17 protein-coding genes are annotated in these 17,505 nt (G+C 67.8%); 6 read left to right on the forward strand and 11 right to left on the reverse strand.

The annotated features are described in order from the left end of the window. Positions 1–1,758: an acyclic terpene utilization AtuA family protein gene (locus P3L18_RS17395; RefSeq protein ID WP_276114781.1), complete on the reverse strand. Its 1,758-nt coding sequence runs from the start codon at positions 1,756–1,758 to the stop codon at positions 1–3. Continuing rightward, on the reverse strand, positions 1,759–2,571 hold the full coding sequence (locus P3L18_RS17400) for a TIGR03084 family metal-binding protein (RefSeq protein WP_079930727.1): 813 nt from the start codon (positions 2,569–2,571) through the stop codon (positions 1,759–1,761). Positions 2,572–2,771: 200 nt separating this feature from the next. On the opposite strand from P3L18_RS17400, the gene P3L18_RS17405 reads away from it, so the two are divergent. The 6 genes from P3L18_RS17405 to P3L18_RS17430 all read left to right on the forward strand — a co-directional run bounded on the left by P3L18_RS17405 (position 2,772) and on the right by P3L18_RS17430 (position 9,239). Next, the gene (locus tag P3L18_RS17405; protein WP_276114782.1) at positions 2,772–3,689 is read left to right on the forward strand and encodes a PaaI family thioesterase; all 918 of its coding nucleotides are present in this window, start codon (positions 2,772–2,774) and stop codon (positions 3,687–3,689) included. 95 nt (positions 3,690–3,784) lie between these two features. Further along, a complete protein-coding gene (locus tag P3L18_RS17410; protein ID WP_253194054.1) occupies positions 3,785–4,276 on the forward strand; it encodes a hypothetical protein in 492 nt (163 codons plus the stop codon). A 133-nt stretch (positions 4,277–4,409) separates the two neighbouring features. After that, on the forward strand, positions 4,410–6,005 hold the full coding sequence (gene fadD1 / locus P3L18_RS17415) for a fatty-acid--CoA ligase FadD1 (protein ID WP_276114783.1): 1,596 nt from the start codon (positions 4,410–4,412) through the stop codon (positions 6,003–6,005). Then, entirely contained in the window at positions 6,002–7,159 is a 1,158-nt protein-coding gene (locus P3L18_RS17420; protein ID WP_276114784.1) for a TIGR03857 family LLM class F420-dependent oxidoreductase, read from the forward strand. Before fadD1 ends, P3L18_RS17420 begins: the two co-directional genes overlap by 4 nt. Continuing rightward, complete coding sequence (locus P3L18_RS17425; RefSeq protein WP_014361059.1) at positions 7,156–8,202, forward strand: phosphotransferase; 1,047 nt, start codon at positions 7,156–7,158, stop codon at positions 8,200–8,202. The genes P3L18_RS17420 and P3L18_RS17425 overlap by 4 nt, the downstream gene beginning before the upstream one ends. After that, complete coding sequence (locus tag P3L18_RS17430; protein WP_276114785.1) at positions 8,199–9,239, forward strand: NAD-dependent epimerase/dehydratase family protein; 1,041 nt, start codon at positions 8,199–8,201, stop codon at positions 9,237–9,239. Before P3L18_RS17425 ends, P3L18_RS17430 begins: the two co-directional genes overlap by 4 nt. 15 nt (positions 9,240–9,254) lie before the next feature. On the opposite strand, the gene P3L18_RS17435 is transcribed toward P3L18_RS17430, so the two are convergent. The 9 genes from P3L18_RS17435 to P3L18_RS17475 are packed head-to-tail and all read right to left on the reverse strand — an operon-like array spanning position 9,255 to position 17,471. After that, complete coding sequence (locus tag P3L18_RS17435) at positions 9,255–10,478, reverse strand: oxygenase MpaB family protein (protein WP_265076851.1); 1,224 nt, start codon at positions 10,476–10,478, stop codon at positions 9,255–9,257. A gap of 45 nt (positions 10,479–10,523) precedes the next feature. Next, a complete protein-coding gene (locus tag P3L18_RS17440; RefSeq protein ID WP_276114786.1) occupies positions 10,524–11,393 on the reverse strand; it encodes an SDR family oxidoreductase in 870 nt (289 codons plus the stop codon). Continuing rightward, a complete protein-coding gene (locus P3L18_RS17445; protein WP_079930735.1) occupies positions 11,393–12,706 on the reverse strand; it encodes a hypothetical protein in 1,314 nt (437 codons plus the stop codon). Before P3L18_RS17445 ends, P3L18_RS17440 begins: the two co-directional genes overlap by 1 nt. A gap of 9 nt (positions 12,707–12,715) precedes the next feature. Beyond that, entirely contained in the window at positions 12,716–13,258 is a 543-nt protein-coding gene (locus tag P3L18_RS17450) for a nuclear transport factor 2 family protein (protein ID WP_014361063.1), read from the reverse strand. Between the two features lie 12 nt (positions 13,259–13,270). After that, the gene (locus P3L18_RS17455; protein WP_079930736.1) at positions 13,271–13,471 is read right to left on the reverse strand and encodes a ferredoxin; all 201 of its coding nucleotides are present in this window, start codon (positions 13,469–13,471) and stop codon (positions 13,271–13,273) included. Continuing rightward, a complete protein-coding gene (locus P3L18_RS17460) occupies positions 13,471–14,832 on the reverse strand; it encodes a cytochrome P450 (protein ID WP_079930737.1) in 1,362 nt (453 codons plus the stop codon). Before P3L18_RS17460 ends, P3L18_RS17455 begins: the two co-directional genes overlap by 1 nt. Continuing rightward, positions 14,829–15,632, reverse strand: a complete 804-nt coding sequence (locus tag P3L18_RS17465; RefSeq protein WP_079930738.1) for an SDR family oxidoreductase — start codon at positions 15,630–15,632, stop codon at positions 14,829–14,831. The genes P3L18_RS17460 and P3L18_RS17465 overlap by 4 nt, the downstream gene beginning before the upstream one ends. Next, positions 15,632–16,867 carry a cytochrome P450 gene (locus tag P3L18_RS17470; RefSeq protein ID WP_276114787.1) on the reverse strand — a complete coding sequence of 412 codons (1,236 nt, stop codon included), beginning with the start codon at positions 16,865–16,867 and terminating at the stop codon, positions 15,632–15,634. The genes P3L18_RS17465 and P3L18_RS17470 overlap by 1 nt, the downstream gene beginning before the upstream one ends. A gap of 16 nt (positions 16,868–16,883) precedes the next feature. Then, complete coding sequence (locus tag P3L18_RS17475) at positions 16,884–17,471, reverse strand: TetR/AcrR family transcriptional regulator (protein ID WP_006367802.1); 588 nt, start codon at positions 17,469–17,471, stop codon at positions 16,884–16,886. Between the last annotated feature and the right edge of the window lie 34 nt (positions 17,472–17,505).

Consider the following 17,505-nt stretch of genomic DNA (forward strand, 5'->3'; position numbering starts at 1 on the left):
TCAGTCCTGACCGGTTGTCGTTGGGCTGGTGGCATTCTCGAGGAATCTCAGTGGGATCGGCACCGGCCGCGAGCGCAGCCACTCCCCCATCCCCTTGGCCTGCGGATCGAAGCGCACGTTGTCGGCGACCCCGCGCCCGAGCACGCCCTCGATGACGAAGTTGACCGCCAGCAGGTTGGGCAGCCGATACCGATGCACGGTGAGGTCGGCGACCTCGGGGAGCAAGGTCGTCAGCAGATCGGTGTCGAGTGTGGCGTCGAGCCACTCGAAATGATCCGGATCACGCACCCACACACCGATGTTCGCGCTGCCACCCTTGTCGCCGCTGCGCGCGCCCGCCAGGGTGCCCAGAGGCATCATCCCGGTGGGCTCGGGGTCGGGTGCGGCGCCGCCGGGCGCACGGTTGACCGGCTCGTCGGCCTCGACCGTCGTGCGCAGCGGACTGGGCTCGATGCGCTCGACCACACCGTCGGGCAACGCAACCCGATGTTCGACGGCCGCTGCGTCGACATATCCGGGTTCGAACACGCCGTAGGGCGAGCCGTGTCCGGGTGGTGCGGTCATGCTGAATCCGGGGTAGCTGGCCAACGCGAGTTCGACTGCGGCCGAGGAGAACGCGCGGCCCACCGTGGCGGCGTCGGGGTCGCGGGCGACACAACGCAGCAGCGCCGAGGCCTGCTCCTCGGTGGTGGCGTCGTCGCGGTCGAGTCGCGAGAGCTCCCAGGTGATCTGTTCGGGCTCGGTGGGCAGGGCCGCGAGGAATTGACTCTTGAACAACTCCGCCTTGGCCTCGATGTCGAGGCCGGTGAGGATCATGGTGATCTCGTTGCGCACACCTGCAAGGTGATTGAGCGAGACCTTGGTGGTGTTCGGCGGCGCCTCACCACGCACTCCGGTGATCGCGACCCGATCGTCCCCCTGCTGGGTGAGGGCGACGGTGTCGAGTCGGGTGGTGACGTCCGGGCCGAGATAACGCGGACCGCCGACCTCGTAAAGCAGTTGTGCGGTCACCGTTCCGACGGTCACCGCACCTCCGGTACCGGCATGTTTGGTGATCACCGAAGAACCGTCGGCGCCGATCTCGGCGATCGGGAAGCCCAGATGCCCGGCACTCGGGGAGTCGGTGAGGCCGAGTTCGGTGAAGAACGCGTAGTTGCCGCCGGTGGCCTGGGCGCCGCATTCGATGACGTGTCCGGCCACGACCGCGCCGGCGAGTGCATCGAGGTCGTCATATCCCCAGTCGAAGGCACTCGCGGCCGGACCGACGGTGAGCGAGGCGTCGGTGACACGGCCGGTGACGACGATGTCGGCGCCGGCGTCGAGTGCGGTCTTGATCCCGAAGGCACCGAGGTAGGCGTTGGCGGTCAACGGTTTTCCCAGACCCAGTTCGGCGGCCCGGTCGAGGAGGTCGTCGCCGTCGACGAAGGCCACGCCGACGTTCACGCCCACCTTCTCGGCGAGTTCTCGCAGGGCGACGGCGAGTCCGTGCGGATTGAGGCCACCCGCGTTGGACACGATGCGCACGCCCTTGTCGACGGCGAGGCCGAGGCACTCCTCCATCTGACGCAGAAATGTCTTGGCGTAGCCGGTTTTCGGGTCCTTGATGCGATCGCGGCCGAGGATGAGCATGGTGAGCTCGGCGAGGTAATCGCCGGTGAGGTAGTCGAGTTCACCGCCCTCGAGCATCTCCCGCATCGCCGAGAAACGGTCGCCGTAGAACCCCGACGCATTACCGATACGGACCGGATTCGGAGTCATCTATCGACCTTCCGTCGAGGGTGCGGGAATGTTCGAAGGCTCGCGCCCGGCGCCGGGCGGTCCGGCGAAACACTGTGCGATCGTGGACCATTCACGGGCATTGTCCCCGACGATCTCCAGATCGAGGTCGGCCGGGGCACGACGCTGGGTGACCAGTTCACAGAAATCGACAGCCGGGCCGCGCACCACATCGGTGGCGTCGGCGGGTCCCCACGTCCACAGGTCCCCCGACGGCGCGGTGATCTCGAAGCGGAACGGCGTGGCCGGCGGCGTCCTTCCGTTGACGGCGTAGGCGAAGTCACGGGTGCGTACGCCGATGTGCACGACCGCCTTGATGCGGTCGGTGGGCGGAAGCGTCACGCCGAGCGCGTCGGCGACGTCGAGGCCGTGGGCCCACGTCTCCATCAGCCGTGCGGTGGCCATCGAGGTCGCCGACATGGGCGGCCCGAACCATGGGATCTTCGTCCCCTCGGGCGCCGCGAGCAGCGCACGGCCCAGCGACTCGCGCGCCGTCCGCCACTGCGTGAGCAGGTCGGCGGGAGACATCTGTGCGCCCTTCTCCGCGGCCGCGTCGACGAAACCGGCCGGATCCTTCATCGCCTCGCGGGCGATCTCGGCAAAAGCCTCCGGATCGGTGGCGGCGACCGCGGCCACCTCATCGGTCCACCCCAGATGCGCGATCTGGTGGGCGATGGCCCACCCGGGCGCGGGCGTGGGGGTCGCCCACCCGTCCGCGTCGAGGTCGGCGACCAGGTCATCGAGTTCCGCCGAGGCGGCGGCGAGGTCGGCGACGACCTCCTGCACGAGCGACATGCGACCAGCGTCACACGCGACCATCAAAAAATCAAGCGCGCATGATTGTTTTCTCCGCGACGGCGCTCCTCTCTTCGCCGACAGCGCTCGCCAGATCTTCGACAGCGCCTTCCTCGTCGCATCGCCACCGGTTCGCGACCTGCGTCACACCCGGTGAACGCCGCACGGACGTCACCGAGATCGGGTGATAGGACTGAGCAATGACCGATATGTCACCCAGCTCCTTGACGGTTCGCGACCCACTGTCGGTGTTCCATGTCGGCGGCCTGACGGTGTCCGGCACCCAGGCGAGCGCGCAACAACAACTCTGCGCACAATTCGCCGACCACCGGGGCCGAATCGACCTCCCGGCGTTCGGCGTCCTCTTCGACCACATCGGTGGCATCCCCTTCCACCTCGCGGGCACGCGGTCGGGCGCACTGAGCATGCAGGCACGGCTGACCATGTCGGCGCTGGGACACGTCGACGTCGACGACCGGCTCACCTGCGACGCGCAGATCGCCATGCACGACGACCACACCGGCGTCACCCCGGTACAGATCCGGACCGAGGCCGGCCAATTGTGCTGCATCGGGACGGCGCGGAACATGCGCGTCGGTCGTGCCACCACCGACGGCACCACCGAGACTCCGGTGTTCGACGTCCCGAATTGTGCTGATGCCCAAGGTGTTCTACTTCCCGAGGCGCTACCGCCCACGCTCGACGGGCGCGACGTGGTTGCCCAGATCTCGGCGCGGGTCCGCGACGCCGGCCCGCTGACCACCCTGCTCAACGGCGGCGTCGATCTCGTCGGCGACGACGGTGCCATTCGATTCACGGCGACTACCGAGCCGTGGATGGGCAATGTCTTCGGCACGATGCACGGCGGCGTCATCGCCACCATCGTCGGCCAGGCCTTCTCGTTCGCCGGCCAGGCGCTGGCCCCGGCCGGTGCCGATTACCGGGTCGCCGACATGTCGGTCGGGTTCTTCCGGTCGCCCGCGGTGCACGGCGGTGACGTCATCGTCGAGGTGACCCCGGTCAAGACGGGCCGGCGTGTGGCGGCTCTTGCCGCGCGCATGACCGCCCACGACGGATTGCTGCTGTGCGAGGGCGTCGCCGACATCCACTTCCGCTGATCCGCTGCGCACGACGGGGCGTTCGCGCCGTTGTCGACGGCTGATCGCACTGATATCGTTTGGCACGAAAGGGGCTGATGTTACCAATGTTGCAGATGAAGTTCACTCACCGACGCGCCGCACTCGGCGCGTGCCTGACCCTCGGAGCATGCGCGTTCGCTCCACTGGCTGCGGGCACCGCTGCGGCGGCTCCGCAGACCACCCCGCAGGACGTCCGCACCCTCGACGCGTCGCAGCAGACGCCGACCATCGGCGTCAGCCGCTCGGGCGCGATGCCGACGGGCGGATTCGTCGCACCGCTCGCAGCAGCGGCAACCGGCGCGGACTCGACCGTCGTCTGGCTCGAGCCCATGCCCAAGGACGCGTGCGCAACCTCGCTCAGCGATGCGAAAGTCGCGGTGAGCTGGAAGAACACCTCGGCTCACACCAGCGACGATGCCACCTTCCCGGCGTGCTCGGCCGGTAAACCCGCACTCAGTCCGGAGCTGAAGACCGGTCCGGGAACCCTGGAGTTCACGGTGACCGTGCTCGGCACGGGTGGCGACACCTTCACCCTCTCCCCCGGCACCGCGACGATCCAGCGCTGACACCTCACCCGACGGCGCTCTCGGCACACCCGAGGGCGCCGTCGGCGGGTTGAGGCCCGACCCGTCCGACGTCCCAGTAGACAATTCTGGAAATCTGTAAACACCGGGCTGGAACACGTTCTAGATTTGGGGCATGGCCGAGACCGTGACCCAGCTGCTCCTCGAACGCGCCGACGACGACAACGTCGCCATCATCGACGACGACACGCGCCGTACGTGGCGCGACCACATCGCCGACGCCCGCCGAATGGCCTCGGCGGTACTCTCCCTCGCCGACCCGCAGCGGCCGATGCACGTCGGCACACTGCTCGGAAACACCCCAACCATGTTGACCGCGCTGGCCGCCGGGGCCCTCGGCGGCTACGTCACCGCGGGCATCAACAACACCCGCCGCGGCGAGGCACTTGCCGGCGACATCGCCCGCGCCGACTGCCAGATCTTGCTGACCGACGCCGAACATCGCGATCTCCTCACCGGGCTCGACTTGCCCGGAGTCACCGTCATCGACACCTCCACCGCGGATTGGTCGCACCGCGTCGACGCGGCCGGCGAGCTGGTTGCCTACTCGACGCCGGGCGCGATGGACCCGTTCATGCTCATCTTCACCTCCGGCACGAGCGGAAACCCCAAGCCGGTTCGGCTGGCGCACATGCTGATTCCCTTCGCCGGCCCTCCCCTGGTCGACAAGTTCGGCATCACCTCCGATGACATCTGCTATCTGTCGATGCCGCTGTTCCACTCGGCCGCGCTGCTCGGCGGGTACAGCGTCGCCGCCACCGCGGGCGCGGCGATCGTCCCGGCCCGGTTCTCCGCGTCGACCTTTCTCGACGACGTCCGCCGCCACGGCGTGACGTTCATGAATTACGTGGGCAAACCGCTCGCCTACATCCTCGCCACCCCCGAACAACCCGACGAAGCCGACAATCCGCTGCGCGCGGCCTTCGGCAATGAGGCCACCGATCAGGACATCGCCGACTTCGCCCGGCGTTTCGATTGCAGCGTGTGGGACGGTTACGGGTCGAGTGAGCTCGCCATCATCGTCACCCGTGAACCCGGCACCCCACCCGGCTCCATCGGCAAGGGCTTTCCCGGTGTAGCCGTGTACGATCCGGCCACCACCACCGAATGCGCACGCGCACGCTTCGACGCGGGCGGCGCGCTGATCAACGCCGACGAGGCCATCGGTGAACTCGTGAACACCTCGGGCGCAGGCATGTTCACCGGGTACTACAACGACGAGGCCACCACCGGCGAACGGCTCCGCGACGGCATGTACTGGTCGGGTGACCTCGCCTACAAGGACGACAACGACTGGATCTATCTGGCCGGCCGCACCGGCGACTGGATGCGCGTCGACGGGGAGAACATGACAGCCGGACCCATCGAGCGTGTCCTGCAACGTATTCCGGGGATCAGTCAGGTCGCCGTCTACGGGGTCCCCGACGACCGGGTCGGCGACGCGGTGATGGCGGCGATCGTGCTCGACGACGACGCGTCCATCGATCCCGACGACTTCGCCGCCGCGCTCGCCGCCCAACCCGATCTCTCCCCCAAGGCCTGGCCCCGATATGTGCGGATCGCGACGACGCTGCCGACGACGGCCACCAACAAGATCGTCAAACGGCAACTGAAGTCCGAGGGTGCGGTCCCCGGCGACGGAACGCTCTGGGTGCGCCCGGCCCGCGCACGCACCTACCACGTGTCGACCGCGACCCCGGCGCCGGCATGACCGGTGCGGTTCCAGACTCCCCAGACACTGTCGCCCCAGGCCCTTCCACCCCGGACCCCGACACCGACCGTCCGCAGCTGACCGAACTCGGCTACTACGCGCTGTCCCGGCATCCGGTGCGTCCGGCCGAACTGGTCGACGAGGCAGCGCATGCCGAACACCTCGGCCTGGGAACGGCATTCGTCTCCGAACGCTTCAACGTCAAGGACGCCGCGGTGTTGAGCGGGGCGCTCGCGGCGGCGACCACCCGCCTCGGTTTGGCCACCGCGGCGACCAATCACACCACCCGCCACCCGATCGTCACCGCCACCATGGCCGCCACGCTCGACGAGTTGTCGTCGGGGCGGTTCGCGCTCGGGCTGGGACGAGGGATCACACCGCAGTGGCAGATCCTCGGCCTGCCGACGATCACCGGTGCCGGTATCGAGGACGCGGTCGGCGTGCTGCGCCGGCTGTGGTCGGGTGAGATGATCGTCGGACACGACGGACCGTCCGGCTCGTATCCCCTGTTGTCCCTGGGCATCACGCTCGATCCGCCGCCGCCGGTGCTGTTGGTGACCATGTCGCCGAAGACGCTCGACCTCGCCGGGCGCATCGCCGACGGCGTTGTCCTGCACACCTTTCTCACCGCCGACGCCACCCGCGCCGCGGTCACCCGCGTGCGCACCGCCGCCGAGGCATCCGGCCGCGACCCGGACTCGGTGCGCATCTGGTCGGTACTGGCCACCGTCCCCGACGACCTCGACGCCGACGACCGGTCACGCCGCCTCCACGGGCGTCTCGCCACCTATCTGCAGGGCTACCCGGAGGTGCTCGTCGGCGCGAACGATTGGGACACCGTGGATCTGGATCGCATCCGGGCCACCGCCGCATTCACCGACGCTCGCGGGCCGATCGACGCGAGCGCCACCGAGGCGCAACTCGACGAACTTGCCGGCGCAATCCCGGACTCGTGGGTGGCCGACTGTGCGGTCGGCTCGCCACGGGCCTGCGCAACCGCGGTTGCCGACCAGTTCGACCTCGGCGTCGACTCGGTGATCCTGCATGGCGTGGCCCCCACCGAGATCGACGACATCGTCGGCGCGTATCGCACGCTGGACCGCCGTCCGCGACACCCGTTGCCCACCAATCCCGGCCGAGGACACCATTCATGACCGTCACCGACATCCCCACCGCCGTCGAGCACCTCACGCCGGCACTTCTCACCGAATTGCTGGCCGACTCCGGTCACCACGCGGTGGTCCGTACCGTCGAGGCCACGCCGGTCGGCACCGGCCAGATGGCCGACTCCTTGCGCCTCCGAATGACATTCGACGGCCCGACCGAGCTGCCGTCGACCATGATCGCCAAACTGGCGACCGGGGATCCGGGCCAACGCGAGTTCGCCTCGGGTGCGTTCCGCAACGAGGTCACGTTCTATCGGGAACTGGCCACGGAGTTCGCCGTTCCCGTCCCCGCCTGCTACGCCGCGGCCCTGTCGGAGAGCTGCAGCGAGTTCGTGGTGCTGCTCGAGGACATGGGTGGGGCGCGTCAGGGCGACCAGATCGCCGGCTGCACCGCCGGGCAGGCAGAGGCGGTGGCCCTCGCGGCTGCGGGCCTGCACGCTCCCCGATGGAACGATCCCGCTCTGCTGCAACGCTTTCCCCTGCCCACGTCCGACGACCGGGAGCTGATGGACTCGGTCCTCGCGCCGATGACCGAACAATTCCGCGACCGATTCCACCCGGGCTCGGCGGAGAACGAGCTACTGGACTGGCTGGTCGAGCATGCCGGCGCCTGGCTGGTCGCACCGACCTCGCACACCGCACTCATCCACGGTGACCTACGGATCGACAACGTGCTGTTCGGGCCGGACAGCGCGGTCACCGTCGTCGACTGGCAGACCATCACCACCGGATCGGCGTTGCGCGACATCGCCTTCCTGCTCGTCACGAGCCTCGACGTGGCGGATCGCCGCGCGCACGAACGTGACATCGTCGCCGCCTACCACCGACGTCTCGTCGAACTCGGGGTGCGCGACTACACCGCCGAGACGTGCTGGGCGGACTATCTCGGCAATCTCATCCAGGCACCGCTGATCGTCGTGTTCGGAGCCGGTGCCGCCCGCCCGACCGCCCGCGGTGACGCCATGTTCGCCGCCATGGCGCATCGCGCCGCCGTCGCGCTCGCCGACCTCGCGCCGGAGATGCCCCGGTGACCCCGGCCCTCACCACGGTGTTCGGCGCCACCGGTTTCCTCGGTGCGCGGGTGGTCGGTCGCCTCCTGGCTCAGGCAAGCAGCAGCCGGACCGGCGCCGAGCCTGGCGCAGCGGTGCGGGTGATGGTGCGGCCGGGCTCGGACACCTCGATGCTCGACGACCTCGACGTCGAGATCGTCGTCGGCGAACTCGACGACGCCGACGCGGTGTCGCGGGCGATGTCGGGTGCCGCTCGGGTGATCTACTCCGTCGTCGACACCCGCGCGTGGATTCGTGATCGGAAACCGCTGTGGCGCACCAATGTCGAGATCCTGCGCGGGGTCCTCGACGTCGCCGCCCGCCACGATCTGGAACGGTTCGTCTACACCTCGAGTATGTGCACCATCGGTCGGGTGCGGGGTCGGCCGGCGTCGGAGAGCGATGCGTTCAACTGGGCCTCGACCGCGAATGCCTATGTGCTGTCGCGGGTTGCGGGCGAGCGCACGGCGCTCGACGCCGCCGGGCGTGGCGTGCCGGTGGTCGCGATGTGTGTCTCCAACACCTACGGCCCCGGCGACGTCAAACCCACCCCGCACGGGGCCTTCGTGGCCGGAGCCGCCTTGGGCAAGTTGCCGTTCGGGCTGCGCGGGATGTGCGCGGAAACGGTCGGCGTCGACGACGCCGCCGAGGCACTGATCCGGGCCTCCCGCGGCGGCCGGATCGGCGAACGCTACATCGTCAGCGCCGACTACCTCGACCTCGGGGAGATCATCCGGATCGCCGCCGACGAGGCGGGCGTCGCGCCCCCGCGACCGACGTTGCCCCGCCCGGCGATGTACGCGCTCGGAGCCGGCGGCGATCTCCGATCGCGGATCACCGGGACACCACAACGACTGTCGGTGGACACGGTGCGATTGATGCATTGCATGTCGCCCATGGATCACCGGCGGGCGAGCGACGAATTCGATTGGCATCCGGGCTCTGTCGAGGACTCTGTGCGGGCCGCGGCCCGCTATTGGGTACAGCGTCGAGCCGCCCGACGCGCGGTCACACGCTGACCGGTCGGAACCACCTCACACGGGCAGTGCACCGATGTCGGCATCGGCGGAGCCGAAATGCCGGTAGGTCGCGAGTTCACGGGCCCGGCGTCCGCGCCATTCGAGGTAGCGGTCGGCCACCGGGGTCCGGCCGAGGACCCGATGGCCGACGGTGTTGCGCACCCACGCCGCACCGAATGCCCACGGAAGGCGTTGCGGCAGTCCGAGATCCCGCATGCCACGGGGCCCGAGGAATCCTTCGAGCATGCTCAGCAACCGTTCCCGCGTATAGCGCGCGGCGAGATCGGGAGTGTGCCGGTAGTGCAGTTCGGATTGCGCGTCGACCAACGCCCTGGACAACTCACCTCCGGCGTCGGTGACCCCGGTCTGGCACAACAGGATCGCATAGCTGAGTTGATGCTGATCACGTTCGTGGTCGAACAACCAGTCCTCGTCGACGCCGATGAGCCAGCCCACGTACTTCCACAGGTGCATGATCGCGCGGGACTGTTCGGCGTCGACGGGCACACCGAGGGATCGCACGCCCATCATGAGCGCGCCACTGAAGAGGTTGAGGGTGGAGGCGAGATCGGTCTGGTTGATCGGCAGCCCCCACTGCGTGGCATCCCAGCGCCCGTTCTTCTCGAAGGCCTCGTTGACCAGCGCGTGCATCAGCCGGACGTGCACGGTGAGTTTCCACCCGTCGCCGTCGCGGGCCATGCCGCCGGGTGCGCCCACCGCGATCGCCCACGTCTGGGTCTCGCCGAGCCGACGTGTCGCGCTACTGCGGGCCAGCCCGCCGGTCTCGGCGAGCAGGTCGACCGGCCCGCCGAAGCGGTAACCGCCGATCAGGGACAGGGCGAGCAGGACGTCGTTGGCGTTGCGTCCGAACCGCCGGAAGACCTGTGCGCCATACTCGACGAGTTCCGGGTCGACCCACGACGGCGTGGCCTCGACGCGGGTGAAGAACTCGCGCAACGCGGTGGGTGCGTCGTCGGGGACACCGTCCTGCAGGGCTCGGTGGACCGCGCGCATCGAGACACGATCGGGATGTTCCCGAGGTAGGCGCATCGCCGCGACCAGCGCCGCCGCCGGTTCGTCGCGCATCATCAGCCGCCGGCCGAGCAGCGACATCTCCTCGGCCGTCGGCTCACGCAGGCGCCAATACGCGCGCAACGGCCGCCCGATCCGCCGGCCACGGTCGGGTGACGCCCGGAATCGGCGGGGTGGTTGGAGATCCTGCGGCACCACAGCGGTCATGAGACGAAACTAGCAATGAGTCTCACCGGGATCAACCACACTCGGTCAGGTCAGCAGGTCGGCGAGCTCACTCATGTCGTAGGGCGCGGTGGCGCCGTGATCCCGATAGGCGACGAAGGTGGGTTGGTGCGGATCGTATCGTCCGATGAAACCACCTGCGGCGCTGAAGATCTGACCGGTGATCTCCGACGCCGCCGCACTGGCGAGGAAGGTGTAGAGCGGTGCGACGTACTCGGGTGGAGCCGGATCGAGCGCGGCATCTCGGGTGAACTCGTCGAGAATGCCCCGCTCATGCAGGCTTTCGATGTGCCGCACGTACTCTGGCCCCGACGACAACCGCGACTTGGCTCCCGGCATCACGACGTTGACGCGCACACCGAGATCGCGCAGATCACCCGCCGCGGCGAGCGCGAGTGCGTTCACCCCACCTTTCGCGGCGGGATATCCACTGCCACCGAAGGTTCCGAGTGACGCGGCCGAGCCCGTCAGCACGATCGATCCCGACTGTTGCTCGGCGAACACCCGTCCGGCGATCGCGGTGACGTGGAAAGCGCTCATCAGGTGGGCGTCGATCTGTTCCCGGAACTGGTCCTCGGTGATCGTCAGGACCGTCGAGACCGGCGGCTCGGCGATCCCGGCACAGTTGATGGCGATGTCGAGTGCGCCGAACCCGGACAGCGCGGCGTCGGCCATCTTCTCCACGACGCCGGCGTGTCCGGCCGGCCCACACACCCCGACCGCCTGCCCACCACCGCCGACGATCTCCTCGACGGTCGCGGCCACGGCCTCGTCGTCGCGTCCGTTGATCACCAGCGAGACCCCACGCCCGGCGAGTGCGTACGCCACCGAGAGGCCGATACCCCGGGTGGCACCCGCGAGCATCGCCACCCGGCCGGCCAGATCGAGTTCGACCATCACACCCCGCTGGTGATCGGAGTGATCGGCAGCGCGGTGACCGGGACCGAGCGGCCGCGGTCGGTGAAGCCGAAGTCGGCGCCGGAACTGAACCGGGTGATCGCCACCTCGCCGCTCTCGGGCTGTTCGACGTCGCCGAGCGCGAACCGCACACTGAGCCCGCTGCCGGTGGACGTGCGCCCGGTACGTGCGCACTCGGTGACCACCCACCTCGGGTCCACGGCCACACCGATCGCGCGCAGCGGTTCGATGCGGTCGTGGGTCAGCAGGGTGATCCATCCGCCGTCGGTCCGTGCGTCGGACTCGCCGGGGATCGTCACCACGACCTCGTCCCCCACGACATCGACCTCGATCCCGGTGTAGCGGCGGGGTCCGAGCACCGGCACCAACGCGATCACCTGCGCGAGCGCTGCGGCGTCGGTTCCCAGCCGCAGCGCCCGCCGCAACCGATCCGCCGACAACCCCGCGATGCCGGTGAACTGTTTGCCGAAGATCTCGCGCGCCTGCTCGTCGGAGTCGGCGTGGCGACGCACGCTCGTCCAGAAACCCAATGCGAGCAATTGGTGTTGGAGGGCAACCTCTTCGGCGATTCGCGCCAACGCGGAGTGCGACCACTCCCGGAACTGCAGGTCCGCGACGAGCGGTCCGCGATAGTCGACGAACCCGTCGTCGGCGTCCGGATCGATCGCCACCAGCTCGATCTGCGCGGCACGTGTGGTGAACATCGTCTCGGCGTCGGCCGGCAGTGGGAGTTCGTCACGGTCGGGTTCGATCGTCACCGTCCACGCGCAGTGCGGGTGCCGGTCGGCCGGACGACGCGGCGGCCGATGGATCGGCCGGATGCGGGCCCGCCGATTGGTGGCGATCGCGGTCGCGTCGAATGTCGGGTCCTCGATGTCGTGGCACATCGCGGTGACGTACTCGTCGCCGAGCGGCTCGACATCCATCAGCGCGCCACAGTGATTCAGCACGAACGCACCGTGGTGGTGGTCGGTGACCTCGTAGCGGAAGTCCATGAACTGCGGGGGCGCCCCGATGTCGAGTTGCAGGCATTTGAACATGTCCTCGACGCCGTCACCGTCGATACCCAACGCGGTCCGCATCCGGTGGGTGTAGACAGGGCTGGCGGCCATCCATTCCTCGATGGCCACCTGTGCCATCGTGTCCCGGCCGAAGGCGCTGATGAGGTGCGCCATCCCGCTGCGATCGATGAGTTGCCCCGACAACAGCAGCTCCGGGATGAGGTCGGCGAGCTGGTCGCCGGACAGATCGGAGTAGGTGCGGGCCGGAATCTCTTGGGCTGTATCGGTCATGGGTTCAGGTCACCAGAAGGGCACCGGCGCCTTGCCGAACGGATACCAGCCCGGCTGATCACCGGTGGCCTTCTCGATCCGTTTGAGCATGCCGTCGCTCATCGCATTGTTCTTCAGCATCTCGATGAACAGGGCGGAGACGTTGCCGTAGTCGAAGAAGTCACGCTGCCAGGAGAACTGGAAGTTCCCGGCATACTTGAACCAGCTCCCCTGGATGCCTTCGAGCGCATAGTGGGAACCGTCGTCGCGGGTGCCGGAATAGATCTGCTTCCATAGTCCGATCATCGAGCCGGTGCGATCGTCGATCACCCATTCCTGATACGGGTAGGTCCAGCCCTCGAGGCCCTCCATCTCCTGCCCGAGCGCGATCTCACGGATCTCGTCGCGTCCGACGGCCATGAAATCCTTGTCGGGGCCGTAGTTCCAGCCGTAGGTGGCGTCCTCGGTGTAGAACTCCGCCAACGGTTTCCAGTCGCCGGCTGCCTCGGCGTCGATGTTGGCCTGCAGCCAGCGCTGCTTCATCTCGTCCAGTTCGGCACGATCGAAAGGCATGAAAGGTCCTCGTCATTCGTTGTCGTCGTCGATGATTCTCAGTGCTTGGGTCGGGCAGTACTGCACGGCGGCGAGTACTTGCTCGCGCAGGCTCTCGTCGGGCTCCTTGTCGAGGATCTCGGCGTGATCGCGGTGCGCGACGAAGACCTCCGGGGCCTCCATCTCGCACATCCCGTGGCCCTGGCACAGGTCGAGATCGATCTCGATGCGCATCACGACTCCGTATCCCGGACCCGTTTGCGGTAGCGCACCCGGCACGGTTGCGCGAGCTGCACCACCATCTTCGAGTGGTCGTTGTGATAGCTGTCGGCGGGTTGGGCCATCTCGAACTCGTAGTTCTGGAACAGCACCGAGAAGATCGCCTTGAGCTGCATGATCGCGAATTGCGCTCCCACACAACGGTGTCGGCCGGCGCCGAAGGGAATCCAGGTCCAGCGGTTGACCAGGTCCTCCTGGCGTGGCTTGAGGTAGCGATCCGGGTCGAAGGTGTCGGGATGGGGAAAGTCGTCGCCAAGCCGATTGGACACCGCGGGCGAGACCGCGATCGTCTGACCGGCCTTCACCTCGAATTCCTCGATGTGGAAATCGTTCTGCACCAATCGCATCAGGATGATCAGCGGCGGATGCAGACGCAACGCCTCCTTCAGCGCGTTCTCCAGCAACGGCATCTGCCGGGTGTGGGCGAAGGTGTACTCGGGACGCTCGCCGGGCGGTGTGTCGCCGTAGATCTCGTCGAGCTCGTCGTAGACGCGACGTAGGTATTCGGGATTGCGCAGCAACTCGATGAGGGTCCACGCTGCCGTGCCCTGGGTGGTGTGGTGGCCGGCGAACATCATCGAGATGAACATGCCGGTGATGGTGTCGGCATCGAAGCCGACCTGGATCAGGACATCCATCAGGTCCCGATCTTCTTTGTCCGCCACCGGGTTCGCAACGCGCTCTTCCATCACGCCCTGGATGTACTCGACGAGTTCGGCGCGTGCGGCGTCGCGGCGTCGGAAACTCTCGATGTCGGCGTGGGCATCGACGTAGGCGATGGGGTCGGTGCCCTTCTCCAGGTCGTGGAACAGTTCGGAGACGTGCTTGTCGAGCTGCTCGCGGAATTTGCGGCCGATCAGGCACGCCGAGGAGGTGTAGAGGGTCAGCTCGCCGAAGAACTCGAGTAGATCGATCTCACCCTCATCGCCCCATCCGGCGATGATGCGCTCGGCCTCGTGGGGAATCGTCACCGCATGTTGCTTCATGTGCGTGCCCTTGAGCGCCGAGTTGTGAATCGCCTTGGAGCGCTCCTCGGGACTCGCGTCGAACACCACGCCTTCACCGAAAACCGGTGTCATGAACGGGTATGCGGCCGCCTGGTCGAGATCCTCCTCCGGTGCGCGGAAGAACTCCTCGTTGGCCGCGGCACCGGAGACGAGCACCACCTCACGGTCGGCGAGCTGGAACTGCCCGACGTCACCGCACTCCTCGCGAACCCGCCAGAACAGGCCGATCGGGTCGGTGGCGAGCTCGTCGAGATGACCGTGTTCACCGTCGCCGCCGGACACGCGTTTCGGGGTCGTGAGGGTGGTCATTGATCGGATCCTTTCGGGGGGAGTTTGCTCTTGGGGATGGCGCCTTCGGCCTCCACCTCGACGCTGCGCATGTGCGCGCCGCGCGGCATCGCGACCATGGCCGCGACCGCCTGCGCAATGTGTTCCGGGGCAAGGAAATTGCCGTGCCGCGCCAATCCGTGCGTGATCCAGTCGTTGAGCATGTTCTCGGTGGTCTTCTGGTCGAGATTCATGCCCATGCCGGTGAGGGTCTGGCCCGGTCGCACCACCCCGGCGCGCACGCCGGTGCCCTCGAGTTCGAGTTGGATGGTCGCGACGAGACCGTCGATGCCGGACTTGGCGGCCACATACGCCGACGACCACGGCCGTGGGTGCAGTGCCACATCGGATCCGATGAACACGAAGTCCCCGCGCGTCCGCGCGATCATGCCGCCGATGACAGCGCGGTAGAGGCGGTAGGCGCCGGTGAGGTGGATGTTGATCTGATCGGCGAACTCCGCCGACGAGGTCTCGTACGACAGGCCGACGGCGAGGTCACCGGCGCCGGCGACGACGATCTCGAGGTCACCGATCGCGGCCTGCGACTTGGCGACACACTCGAAGACCGATGCCTCGTCGGTGACGTCGAGGGGCACCGCGACGGCTTCCCCGCCCGCGGTGGTGATCTTGTCGGCGAGTTCTTGGAGACGGTCGACTCGGCGCGCGGCCAGGGCCACCGGATGCCCCTGAGCCGCCAACCATCCGGCGGTGGCTGCGCCGATGCCGGAGGATGCGCCGGCCACCAGGACCGGGCGTCGGGCGGGATGCGGGAGGAAGGCCATCAGCGCACCGTCACTCGTACCGGGAGTTCGGCGAAGCCGCGGACGTTCACCGAGTGCACACGCACCGCGTTCTCGATGTCGATGTCGACCGATCGGATCGACCGGGCCACCTCGGTCAGCCCGATGTTGGCCTCCAACCTCGCCAGGTGGGCGCCGAGGCAGAAATGGGTGCCCATGCCGAAGCTCATCAGCGCCTGACCGCAGTCCCGGCCGATCCGGTAGCGGTCGGGGTCGTCGAAGACGTCCTCGTCGCGATTGGCCGATCCGACCAGCAGCAACACCCGTTGACCGGCGGCGATGGTGTGCTCGCCGTAGTCGACGTCGGCGGCGACCCGGCGCAGCACCATCTGCGTCGAGTTGTCGTAGCGCAGCGTCTCCTCGGTCCAGTCGGGCACCAGGTCGGGGTCGGCGATGACACGCGCCATCTCGTCGGGATTGCCCCAGGCCCAATACAGGGCATTCGCAAGCAGTTTGGTGGTCGTCTCGTTGCCGGCCACCACCATCAGCACCATGAATCCGACGATCTCGTCGTCGGACAGCGCCGTCTTGGCCCCCGACTCGTCGTCGATCTCGGCGGTGAGCAGTGCCGAGACGAGGTCGTCGCCGAGGTTGGTGCGGCGTTCGGCGATCAACGCCGAATAATATTTGTGCAGTTCGATATACGCGTACACGGCCGCTTCGGGGACGTCGAGCACCCCCTCCTCGCGATGCAGCAGCAGATCCGACTGCTTGCGCAGGAACGCCCGGTCACTCTCGGGGACGCCGAGCAACTCCGACACGACGTCCATCGGGAGCAGCCCGGCGAAGTCGGCGACGTAGTCGAATTCGCCCTTGTCGAGGCACCGGCTCCAGTGTTCGTGGGTCAGGGCGGTGATCCGGCCGGAGAGGTCGTTGACGCGGCGCGGGGTGAAGCCCTTGCTCACCAGTTTGCGGATGCGCATGTGTTTGGGGTCGTCGAGTGCCAGAAACGACATCGACTTGTGTGCGTCCGGACCGTACGACGCCGGGTCCATCGACACACCCCAGGCGTTGGACAGGTTCACCGAGTCACGAAACGCACTGCGCACGTCGGCGTGCCGGGCCAGCGCCCAGAAATCCAACTCGGAGTTGTAATACACCGGCGCCTCGCGGCGCAGGCGAGCATAGGTGGGATACGGATCCTCATGAAAGCCATAGGCGTACGGATCGAACGGAATGTGCTCCTGCATCCCGGCCACGGCAACGGCGTCGGTCATCGGGTGTGCTCCATCATCACGATTGCTTCTCCATCAGCAGGTGGGCGGCGGCGACCAGACGTTCGGAGGTCTGCTCGTAGCTGAGGTGGCCCATCCCGGCGTGCACGAGCCCGCCGGCGTACAACATCTCCAGCGCGTCGACGACCGGCCCCGGGTTCTCCGGGTCCACCTCGAGCGCCTGGGCCAGACGTTGGCGGATGAATCCGCCGATGCGCAGACGCAGGTGTTCGACGTCAGGGTCGGTACCCAACAGCGCGACGGTGACAGCGCCGCCGAGTTGGCCCTCGCCGGCGACCACCAGGGAGACATCCCGCAGCACGGCGGCCACCCGGTCGGCCGGATCGAGGGCCGGGTCGGGGTCGGGCACGCCGTCGGCAAGTCGGCGCCAGAACACCTCGGCCACAAGGTGACTCTTCGACGAGAAGTAGGTGTAGGCGGTGGCGGGTGCGACACCGGCCCGCTTGGCGACCACCCGAACCGTCAACCCGTCGAAGCCCTCGTCGTTGAGCACGTCGACCGCGGCGTCGGTCAGCCGGGCAACGGTTTCGGCCTGCTGGGCGGAGAGTCGCCGTCGGGTCGATTCCTGGGATACGGGGCTGGACATGTGACCGACGCTACACTAGGTTTGAACTTGAGTC

The organism is Gordonia sp. N1V (genome assembly GCF_029269935.1).
GTDB lineage: Bacteria > Actinomycetota > Actinomycetes > Mycobacteriales > Mycobacteriaceae > Gordonia > Gordonia polyisoprenivorans.

What these genes read in the sequence shown, in the direction of transcription:
- P3L18_RS17395 (WP_276114781.1), bottom strand. Translation starts at nt 1,758, where the DNA reads ATGACTCCGAATCCGGTCCGTATCGGTAATGCGTCGGGGTTCTACGGC.
- P3L18_RS17400 (WP_079930727.1), bottom strand. Translation starts at nt 2,571, where the DNA reads ATGTCGCTCGTGCAGGAGGTCGTCGCCGACCTCGCCGCCGCCTCGGCG.
- P3L18_RS17405 (WP_276114782.1), top strand. Translation starts at nt 2,772, where the DNA reads ATGACCGATATGTCACCCAGCTCCTTGACGGTTCGCGACCCACTGTCG.
- P3L18_RS17410 (WP_253194054.1), top strand. Translation starts at nt 3,785, where the DNA reads ATGAAGTTCACTCACCGACGCGCCGCACTCGGCGCGTGCCTGACCCTC.
- fadD1 (WP_276114783.1), top strand. Translation starts at nt 4,410, where the DNA reads ATGGCCGAGACCGTGACCCAGCTGCTCCTCGAACGCGCCGACGACGAC.
- P3L18_RS17420 (WP_276114784.1), top strand. Translation starts at nt 6,002, where the DNA reads ATGACCGGTGCGGTTCCAGACTCCCCAGACACTGTCGCCCCAGGCCCT.
- P3L18_RS17425 (WP_014361059.1), top strand. Translation starts at nt 7,156, where the DNA reads ATGACCGTCACCGACATCCCCACCGCCGTCGAGCACCTCACGCCGGCA.
- P3L18_RS17435 (WP_265076851.1), bottom strand. Translation starts at nt 10,478, where the DNA reads ATGACCGCTGTGGTGCCGCAGGATCTCCAACCACCCCGCCGATTCCGG.
- P3L18_RS17440 (WP_276114786.1), bottom strand. Translation starts at nt 11,393, where the DNA reads ATGGTCGAACTCGATCTGGCCGGCCGGGTGGCGATGCTCGCGGGTGCC.
- P3L18_RS17445 (WP_079930735.1), bottom strand. Translation starts at nt 12,706, where the DNA reads ATGACCGATACAGCCCAAGAGATTCCGGCCCGCACCTACTCCGATCTG.
- P3L18_RS17450 (WP_014361063.1), bottom strand. Translation starts at nt 13,258, where the DNA reads ATGCCTTTCGATCGTGCCGAACTGGACGAGATGAAGCAGCGCTGGCTG.
- P3L18_RS17455 (WP_079930736.1), bottom strand. Translation starts at nt 13,471, where the DNA reads ATGCGCATCGAGATCGATCTCGACCTGTGCCAGGGCCACGGGATGTGC.
- P3L18_RS17460 (WP_079930737.1), bottom strand. Translation starts at nt 14,832, where the DNA reads ATGACCACCCTCACGACCCCGAAACGCGTGTCCGGCGGCGACGGTGAA.
- P3L18_RS17465 (WP_079930738.1), bottom strand. Translation starts at nt 15,632, where the DNA reads ATGGCCTTCCTCCCGCATCCCGCCCGACGCCCGGTCCTGGTGGCCGGC.
- P3L18_RS17470 (WP_276114787.1), bottom strand. Translation starts at nt 16,867, where the DNA reads ATGACCGACGCCGTTGCCGTGGCCGGGATGCAGGAGCACATTCCGTTC.
- P3L18_RS17475 (WP_006367802.1), bottom strand. Translation starts at nt 17,471, where the DNA reads ATGTCCAGCCCCGTATCCCAGGAATCGACCCGACGGCGACTCTCCGCC.